The 8,401-nt window shown below is 35.7% G+C and carries 9 protein-coding genes; 6 read left to right on the plus strand and 3 right to left on the minus strand.

Annotated features, from left to right (window positions below; all coding sequences use genetic code 11):
- Together ACH2BV_RS02315 and ACH2BV_RS02320 are read right to left on the minus strand one after the other, a co-directional pair.
- On the minus strand, positions 1-1,749 hold a 1,749-nt coding region (locus ACH2BV_RS02315), incomplete at its 3' end, for a urocanate hydratase (protein WP_395049010.1).
- A 65-nt stretch (positions 1,750-1,814) separates the two neighbouring features.
- Entirely contained in the window at positions 1,815-1,991 is a 177-nt protein-coding gene (locus ACH2BV_RS02320; protein ID WP_395049012.1) for a DUF5522 domain-containing protein, read from the minus strand.
- A 28-nt stretch (positions 1,992-2,019) separates the two neighbouring features.
- On the opposite strand from ACH2BV_RS02320, the gene ACH2BV_RS02325 reads away from it, so the two are divergent.
- The 4 genes from ACH2BV_RS02325 (at position 2,020) to hemL (ending at position 5,520) form a co-directional block, all read left to right on the plus strand.
- Positions 2,020-2,346, plus strand: coding sequence for a hypothetical protein (locus ACH2BV_RS02325; RefSeq protein ID WP_395049013.1), 327 nt, complete (start codon positions 2,020-2,022; stop codon positions 2,344-2,346).
- A 120-nt stretch (positions 2,347-2,466) separates the two neighbouring features.
- Complete coding sequence (locus ACH2BV_RS02330) at positions 2,467-3,363, plus strand: 1-aminocyclopropane-1-carboxylate deaminase/D-cysteine desulfhydrase (RefSeq protein WP_395049022.1); 897 nt, start codon at positions 2,467-2,469, stop codon at positions 3,361-3,363.
- On the plus strand, positions 3,356-4,228 hold the full coding sequence (locus tag ACH2BV_RS02335; RefSeq protein ID WP_395049015.1) for a glucosaminidase domain-containing protein: 873 nt from the start codon (positions 3,356-3,358) through the stop codon (positions 4,226-4,228). Before ACH2BV_RS02330 ends, ACH2BV_RS02335 begins: the two co-directional genes overlap by 8 nt.
- Positions 4,229-4,233: 5 nt before the next feature.
- Entirely contained in the window at positions 4,234-5,520 is a 1,287-nt protein-coding gene (hemL, locus tag ACH2BV_RS02340) for a glutamate-1-semialdehyde 2,1-aminomutase (protein WP_395049016.1), read from the plus strand.
- A 56-nt stretch (positions 5,521-5,576) separates the two neighbouring features.
- Here hemL and ACH2BV_RS02345 read toward each other — a convergent pair whose 3' ends face one another.
- On the minus strand, positions 5,577-6,020 hold the full coding sequence (locus ACH2BV_RS02345) for a hypothetical protein (protein ID WP_395049018.1): 444 nt from the start codon (positions 6,018-6,020) through the stop codon (positions 5,577-5,579).
- 180 nt (positions 6,021-6,200) lie between these two features.
- On the opposite strand from ACH2BV_RS02345, the gene ACH2BV_RS02350 reads away from it, so the two are divergent.
- Both ACH2BV_RS02350 and nosZ read left to right on the plus strand, forming a co-directional pair.
- A complete protein-coding gene (locus ACH2BV_RS02350) occupies positions 6,201-6,659 on the plus strand; it encodes a c-type cytochrome (RefSeq protein WP_395049019.1) in 459 nt (152 codons plus the stop codon).
- A gap of 33 nt (positions 6,660-6,692) precedes the next feature.
- Positions 6,693-8,401 (plus strand): Sec-dependent nitrous-oxide reductase (nosZ, locus tag ACH2BV_RS02355; RefSeq protein WP_395049021.1); only part of this gene is annotated, 1,709 nt, incomplete at its 3' end.

Below are 8,401 nucleotides of genomic sequence, written 5' to 3' on the forward strand. Positions count from 1 at the left end.
GCCTCCGCCATTGTGAATGGACACCCAAGTGGCACCTCGAAAACTGTCGCCTATCACGTTTTGTATTGCCATATCAGCAGTAAAACGGGAACCATCATAAATGTTTGATGTCTCCCTATATGGTGAATCCGTGCCCGAAACATCGTGATGATCGCGACCTAAAACTACAGTCCCAATCTCGCCTTTGGCAATAGCCTGGTTAAACGCTTCTGCAATTTTCATTCTTCCTTCGGCATCGGCATATAGAATTCTGGCTTGTGAACCAACAACCAATTTATTTTCTTGTGCACCTTTTATCCAATGAATATTGTCCTGCATTTGTTGTTGAATTTCAACTGGAGAATTTTGCTGAATTTCTTCCAATACTTCACAAGCTATGGTATCTGTTTTTTGTAAATCTTCTGGATTTCCTGAGGCACAAACCCAACGGAAAGGACCAAATCCATAATCAAAACACATTGGACCCATAATATCTTGCACATAACTTGGATACCTGAAATCGATTCCGTTTTTGGCCATAACATCAGCGCCAGCGCGAGATGCTTCAAGCAAAAACGCATTCCCATAATCAAAGAAATAAGTTCCTTTTGCGGTGTGTTTGTTAATAGCATTGGTATGTCGACGAAGTGTTTCTTGTACTTTTTCCTTGAATAAATCCGGATTATTGGCCATCATTTCGTTGGCATCTTCAAAAGAAATATCTACGGGATAATAGCCCCCAGCCCAAGGATTGTGAAGCGAAGTTTGGTCTGAACCCAAATCGATATAAATATTTTCCTGGTCAAATTTTTCCCAAACATCCACTACATTTCCTAAATAAGCGATGGAAACTATTTCTTTATTGGCTTTCGCCAAAGTTACTCGTTGCACCAATTCGTTAATATCTTCAATAACTTCGTTTATCCAGCCTTGACTATGTCGAATGTGTGTTATTTTTGGATTTACTTCCGCACAAACCGTGATGCAACCGGCAATGTTTCCCGCTTTGGGTTGTGCTCCGCTCATTCCACCAAGTCCTGAAGTGACAAATAATCCACCTTCGGGACTGGTTTTTATTTTTCGGAAACCATTCAAAACAGTGATTGTGGTTCCGTGGACAATCCCTTGCGGGCCAATATACATATAGCTTCCGGCGGTCATTTGGCCGTATTGCGAAACACCAAGCGCATTCATTTTTTCCCAATCGTCAGGTTTTGAATAGTTGGGAATTACCATTCCGTTTGTTACAACAACTCGTGGTGCTTCTTTGTGGGAAGGGAATAGTCCCATTGGGTGACCCGAATAAATCGTGAGAGTTTGCTCCTCTGTCATTTCAGACAAATACTGCATTGTCAATAGATACTGTGCCCAGTTCTGGAAAACAGCACCATTCCCACCATAAGTTATTAACTCGTGGGGATGTTGTGCTACGGCATAATCCAGATTGTTCTGTATCATCAGCATAATTGCTTTTGCCTGTTCACATTTTCCGGGATAATCAGCAATAGGTCTGGCAAACATTTTATAATCTGGACGAAAACGGTACATATAAATACGACCATAGGTTTTTAATTCTTCGGCAAATTCCAGGATTAATTCCTCGTGATGCTGTGGCTCAAAATAGCGAAGCGCATTGCGAAGCGCCAATTTTTTCTCCTCTACCGAAAGAATTTCTTTTCGTTTTGGAGCGTGATTGATGTTGGCTTCAAACGGTTTTGGAAGCGGCAATATAGTTGGAATCCCTTCTTGAATTTGTTCTTTGAAAGTCATTTTATGTTTATTAATATTTTAATTCAAACTGCGACTGAACACCTGTCTGCCGACAGGCCGGCTGATTACTTTTTGATTTCTCCCGTTTTCTTGTCAAATCCATACGGACAATGACGACAGCCACTTTTACAACAAAAACCTTTTTTTAGATGGTATTTTTCGGTAAAGCATTTATAGCCTTCTGGCGTATAATAAAAATCTTCTCCCTCAATTAATTTATTTTCATTACTTTGTTCGTTCATAACTACAAATTTATAGACTTTAAAGCGAATGTTTCTAATTGTAACCAAATATTTAATTCCAAAAGGATATCGTGGGCTAACTGTATTTCCGTTTGTGTTTGTAAAATATAGATTAGATAAAGAAAATTTAGTTTTTATGAATCACGAACGAATTCATTTGAGACAGCAATTGGAACTGCTTATTATACCTTTTTTTATTTGGTATTTTTTGGAGTATATATTGAGGTTGATTCAATATAAAAATATGGATTTAGCTTATAGAAACATAAGTTTTGAAAGAGAAGCTTATGCCAATGAAAAATACCATAGCTATTTAAAAAAAAGGTATTTTTGGAAGTTTGTTAAATATATTTGATGGGGATTTAATAGGTCGATACTCCCTAGATACTCCCTATATAGTCCCAGTCAGGCCCAATAAAAATTACAATCATTTTGTGTCGTATATTTGTATAAAATACTATTTGTTTTGCTGGAAATATTTACACAAAAAATACAATCACACACAAAAAACATTTCCGTTTTTATGAGACGTGAAGATCTTATTCACCCATTTGTATCAGGTAATAAGTTTCGAAAATTAAAATACAATCTACTTCAAGCAAAAATAGAAAATCAGGAAACCCTGCTCACTTTTGGGGGAGCCTTTTCAAATCATATTGCAGCACTTGCATATGCTGGAAAAGAACAAGGATTTAAAACCATAGGAATTATTAGAGGGGATGAATTACAAAGTAAAATTTTGGTTAATCCTACCTTGAAATTTGCCCAGGAATGCGGAATGATATTCAAATTTGTTAGCCGAGAAGACTATCGCCATAAAACCGAAGTCGATTTTATAGAGGATTTAAAACAAGAATTCAACAATTTTTATCTTGTTCCAGAAGGCGGAACTAATGAATTTGCTGTCAAAGGATGCCAAGAAATTCTAACCGATGAAGATGCTGAATTCGATTTTGTATGCTGTTCTATTGGAACTGGCGGAACAATTAGCGGAATTATAAACAGTATTTTGCCACACCAAAAAGTTTTGGGATTTCCTGCCTTGAAAGGTGATTTTTTAAAAGAGGAAATTCGTAAATTTGCCCGAAATGAGAACTGGGAATTAATAACTGATTATCATTTTGGCGGATACGGGAAAGTGAATCCGGAATTAATCGCTTTTATCAATCAGTTTTATCTGGAAAATCAAATTCCTTTGGATCCAATTTATACGGGAAAGATGGTTTTTGGCGTTATGGATTTAATTAAAAAGAATTATTTTCCCGAGAACTCAAAAATTTTACTCATTCACACCGGAGGAATTCAAGGAATTGCAGGAATGAATTTGAAACTAAAAGCTAAAAAATTACCAATAATTGATTTTAATGAATAGAATAAATACACTCTTACTGTTGGTTCTTTTTTTCGTAAGTTGTAATACGAATAAGTCGGTAATTCAAACCACCAGAAAAGGCTCAAAGCAAAATACTTCGATGGTCAGTAGCGATAGAAAACCTATTAAAAACGGATCTGTTGAGAATAAATTGTCTGCTAAACCAGATCATAATTATAGTCCAAACACACAAATTCTTGAAGCCACAACTCGGGTAAAAGTTACTAATGATATAATTTTGGCTTACATCGATTCCTATAAAGGTGTCGCCCAATCCAATATGAAAAAATACGGAATTCCAGCAAGTATTATTTTGGGACAGGCCATACTGGAATCTGGTGCAGGAACGGGGCCTTTAAGCACGCAGGCTAACAATCATTTTGGCATAAAATGTCACAAAGATTGGTTGGGAGAAAGCATAAAATATGACGACGATTCAATCGCTGAATGTTTTAGAAAATATTACAATGCAGCTGATTCTTTTCGAGATCACGCTATTTTTTTAACGGCTGGGTCACGATATTCCTCTCTTTTTAAATTAAACCAAACAGATTATAAGGCTTGGGCCAAAGGATTAAAAGATGCTGGTTATGCAACAGATCCACAATATCCAACAAAATTAATTGGATTAATTGAACGGTTTCAGTTGTATAAATATGATGTTGATGGCATAAGTAAAACAAAAGAAATAGAAAGTGAAATCACTAAAAACCATTTGGAAACGAAGCGATATGTAGTCGTAAAAGGGGATACTTTATACTCTATTTCTAAAAAATATAATATTCCCATCGAAGATTTAAAGAAACAAAATAACCTTTTTGATAATGCAATTTCGATAGGGCAACCAATACTAATAATAAAATAAAAAATATGTTGTATCAAAGAAGCAGTCAGCTTTTTGCTGAAGCAGAAAAAGTAATTCCCGGAGGTGTAAATTCTCCAGTTCGTGCCTTCAAAGCCGTTGGAGGAACTCCAATTTTCGTCAAAAGTGCCAAAGGTGCTTATTTATTTGACGAAGATGGAAATAAATTAATAGACTATATCAATTCTTGGGGGCCAATGATTCTGGGTCATGCTTTTCAACCCGTAGTTGATGCCGTTACCGAAAAAGCAAAACTAGGAACTTCGTTTGGGATGCCAACAGAGTTAGAAACTCAAATCGCCGCTTTGGCAGTTGCAATGGTTCCGAATATTGATAAAATCAGATTTGTAAATTCAGGAACCGAAGCTTGTATGAGTGCGATTCGTCTGGCTAGAGGATTTACAAAAAAAGACAAATTCATTAAATTTGCCGGTTGTTATCACGGTCATTCTGATTCCTTTTTAATACAAGCAGGAAGTGGAGCCATTACTTTTGGTTCTCCAAATAGTCCTGGAGTAACTGTTGGAACAGCCAAAGATACTTTGCTGGCAAAATACAATGATTTAGAAAATGTTGCTGCTTTAATTGAAGCTAATAAAAATGAAATTGCCGCCATAATAGTAGAGCCAGTTGCAGGAAATATGGGTTGTATTCCTCCAAATAAAGGTTTTCTGGAAGGCTTGCGCCAATTGTGTACCGACAATGGTATTCTCCTGATTTTTGATGAGGTTATGACTGGTTTTAGATTAGCGCCAGGTGGAGTTCAGGAATTATTCAACATCAAAGCTGATATCGTTTGCTTCGGAAAAGTAATTGGAGGAGGTTTGCCTGTGGGAGCTTTTGCAGCAAGAAACGAAATAATGAATTATTTGGCACCACTTGGTCCAGTTTATCAAGCAGGAACTTTATCTGGAAATCCATTAGCAATGGCAGCAGGATTAGCAATGTTACAGGCATTGGATAAAGACAGAGCGATTTTCAAAAGGTTGGAAGAAAAAACGGCTTATTTAGCAGCTGGAATAGATAAAGTTTTAAAAGCGAATAAGGTTGATTTTACAATCAATCGCATTGGATCAATGGTTTCAGTACATTTTGCCGCCACTCCAGTGGTAGATTTTCAAAGTGCTGCAAAAGGTGATAACGAAACTTTTAAAAAATTCTTTCACGGGTTATTAAATGAAGGAATTTATATTGCACCTTCAGCTTATGAAACCTGGTTTATAACTGATGCGCTTTCATATGAAGACTTGGGTTTTACTATTCAGGCTGTCGATAAAGTTTCAAAAACTTTCTAAAAATATAATTTTGTTCTATAAAAAAAACTTCCGGCATTAACCGGAAGTTTTCATTTTTACTCTCTATTTCTTTCTCCTCTTTTTTCATAATTTCGTTCATGGAAATTCTCTCTAATACTTTTCCAATCTTTAAATTGTTCTTGCAACAAAATGGTTTTCATTTTATTTTGCATAGCAATTTGATTATCTAACATTTTAATTTGCATTGCAAAATGTTCGTCGGCAGTTGGTTTTTCATTGTCTTGTTTCTTTGCCATACGTTCCGCTTTCATAGCATCTCTTTTTGCACTTTGTTCGGCAATGATTTGTTTAACTTGCTCTTGTTGTTTTGAATTCAGGTCAAGTTCTAATGTCATTTTTTTTAACATTAATAGGTTTCGTTGTTCTGGAGACATTTTTTCCATTCCATCTCTATCTTGTCTGTGCCCCATATCTTTCCCCTCTTGGGCAAAAGCAGTTAATCCAACAAAGAGTAAGGTTGCAATAATTAATTTTTTCATTTTTGTTCTTTTTAAATTATAGATATAAGACTCAGACAAGGTTCAAAGGTTTAGTCTTTAACAAAAGTTTATATTCTCATTTACAAATAGATCAAAAAAACTTTTTTAAGTATGATTACAATCATAATGCATTAACAAACCAATTCGGAAATTTGTAAGTGAAATTTAAAAATCAATTTTATGTACAAATTATCTTTATTTATTGTTGCACTAGCAATGTTTACTTCTTGCGGTAAGAAGGAAAATGCCACTGATGACTTTTCAACTGAAAAAACTGCGGATGTCTCAACTTATGACCCAAACCGAGGTATTGGAAAATTTACAACTGTCGAGTTAGGAGACAAGTTAGATCCTGCTATGGCAGCTGAAGGCGAAAAAATCCAGGCTGTTAAATGTTCTGCTTGTCACAAATTGACAGACGAAAAACTAGTAGGTCCAGGATGGAAAGGGGTAACTTCCAGACAAAAACCAGAATGGATTATGAACTTCATTACAAATCCCGATCCTATGATTGACAAAGATCCAAAACTACAAGCTTTATTGGAAATTTGTTTGGTTCGTATGCCAAATCAATCACTTAATGATGCTGACGCAAGAAATCTTCTTGAGTTTATGCGTCAAAATGACGGAGTAAAATAAACAATCCGAAAACCAATTAATAACTAGAATAATATGAACAATAAATTTTTAAAAGCGACTTTGGCCATTGTCATGGTAGCCGCATTTTTTAGTTCCTGTAAACCAAAAGATTCAGGAGATGTTGTGAGTGGTGATGCTGCGAAAAGAGCGTATGTGGCACCAGGAAAATACGATGAGTTTTATAATTTTGTTTCTGGTGGATTTAGTGGACAAATGAGCGTATATGGTTTGCCAAGTGGAAGATTATTACGAGTCGTTCCTATCTTTTCAGCAGATCCTCAAAGTGGTTATGGATACAGTGAAGAAACAAAACCAATGTTGAATACTTCTTCTGGTTTTGTTCCTTGGGATGATCAACACCATTTAGAAATGTCTCAAACTAATGGTGAAGTGGATGGGCGTTGGGTTTTTGCCAATGCTAATAATACACCTCGTATTGCTCGTGTTGATTTAAAAACATTTAAAACTGTAGAGATTATTGAGTTGCCAAATAGTGCCGGAAACCATTCTTCACCATTTATTACTCAAAATACTGAATATGTAGTAGCCGGAACACGTTTTAGTGTTCCGCCAGATAATGCTAATGGTGATGTGCCAATCAACACTTACAAACAAAATTTTAAAGGATTTTTAAGTTTTGTAAAAGTTGGTAAGGAAGGTCAAATGGATATTGCTTTCCAGATTGAAGCTCCAGGTGTTAACTTCGACTTAAGTCACGCTGGGAAAGGCAAATCTCACGGTTGGTTTTTCTTCTCCTGTTATAATACTGAACAAGCTAATACTTTGCTTGAAGTGAATGCCTCCCAAAAAGACAAAGATTTTATTATGGCAGTTAACTGGAAAAAAGCCGAAGAATATATCAAAGCAGGTAAAGGTAAAAAAATAGCGGCAAAATATGCTCATAATACTTGGGATGAAAAAACACATACTGGAAAATCCGAAATGAGAACTTCAGTTTTAGTTCTTGATTCGAAAGAGTTGAAAGATATTTGCTATATGATTCCTTGTCCAAAATCTCCTCATGGTTGTGACGTTGATCCAACTGGGGAATACATTGTAGGGAGTGGTAAATTAGCGGCTTTAATACCAGTGTTTAGTTTTGATAAAATTCAAAATGCTATCGCCAAAAAACAATTTGATGGTGAATATGAGGGAATTCCAGTTATTAAATATGAAGCTGCTTTGCATGGTGAAGTTAAAAAACCAGGGCTTGGACCTTTACATACTGAATTTGATGGTAAAGGAAATGCTTATACCACTTTCTTTGTTTCTTCTGAAGTGGTGAAATGGGATATCAAAACCTTAAAAGTTTTAGATAGAGCTGCTACTTATTATTCTCCAGGACACCTTTGTATTCCGGGTGGCGATAGTAGAAAACCTTTTGGAAAGTATATGATTGTTTATGATAAAATCACAAAAGACAGGTATTTACCAACAGGTCCTGAATTATGCCAAGCTGCACAAATATTTGATATTAGTGGGGATAAAATGCAATTAATTTTAGATTTTCCAACTATTGGAGAACCACATTATGCACAAGCAGCACCAGCTGATTTGATTCGAAATAACGGTCAGTTGAAATTCTATAAAATAGAGGATAATCAGAATCCTTTTGTAACCAAAGGAGAAAAAGAAGCGAAAGCAGTCAGAAAAGGAAATAGAATTGATGTTTACATGACTTCTATTCGTTCTCACTTTGCATCTGATAATATTGAAGGCATAAAAATGGGTGACGAAGTTTA

This window comes from Flavobacterium sp. (assembly GCF_043780635.1).
Classification (GTDB): Bacteria; Bacteroidota; Bacteroidia; order Flavobacteriales; family Flavobacteriaceae; genus Flavobacterium.

What these genes read in the sequence shown, in the direction of transcription:
- ACH2BV_RS02320 (WP_395049012.1), bottom strand. Translation starts at nt 1,991, where the DNA reads ATGAACGAACAAAGTAATGAAAATAAATTAATTGAGGGAGAAGATTTT.
- ACH2BV_RS02325 (WP_395049013.1), top strand. Translation starts at nt 2,020, where the DNA reads ATGTTTCTAATTGTAACCAAATATTTAATTCCAAAAGGATATCGTGGG.
- ACH2BV_RS02335 (WP_395049015.1), top strand. Translation starts at nt 3,356, where the DNA reads ATGAATAGAATAAATACACTCTTACTGTTGGTTCTTTTTTTCGTAAGT.
- hemL (WP_395049016.1), top strand. Translation starts at nt 4,234, where the DNA reads ATGTTGTATCAAAGAAGCAGTCAGCTTTTTGCTGAAGCAGAAAAAGTA.
- ACH2BV_RS02345 (WP_395049018.1), bottom strand. Translation starts at nt 6,020, where the DNA reads ATGAAAAAATTAATTATTGCAACCTTACTCTTTGTTGGATTAACTGCT.
- ACH2BV_RS02350 (WP_395049019.1), top strand. Translation starts at nt 6,201, where the DNA reads ATGTACAAATTATCTTTATTTATTGTTGCACTAGCAATGTTTACTTCT.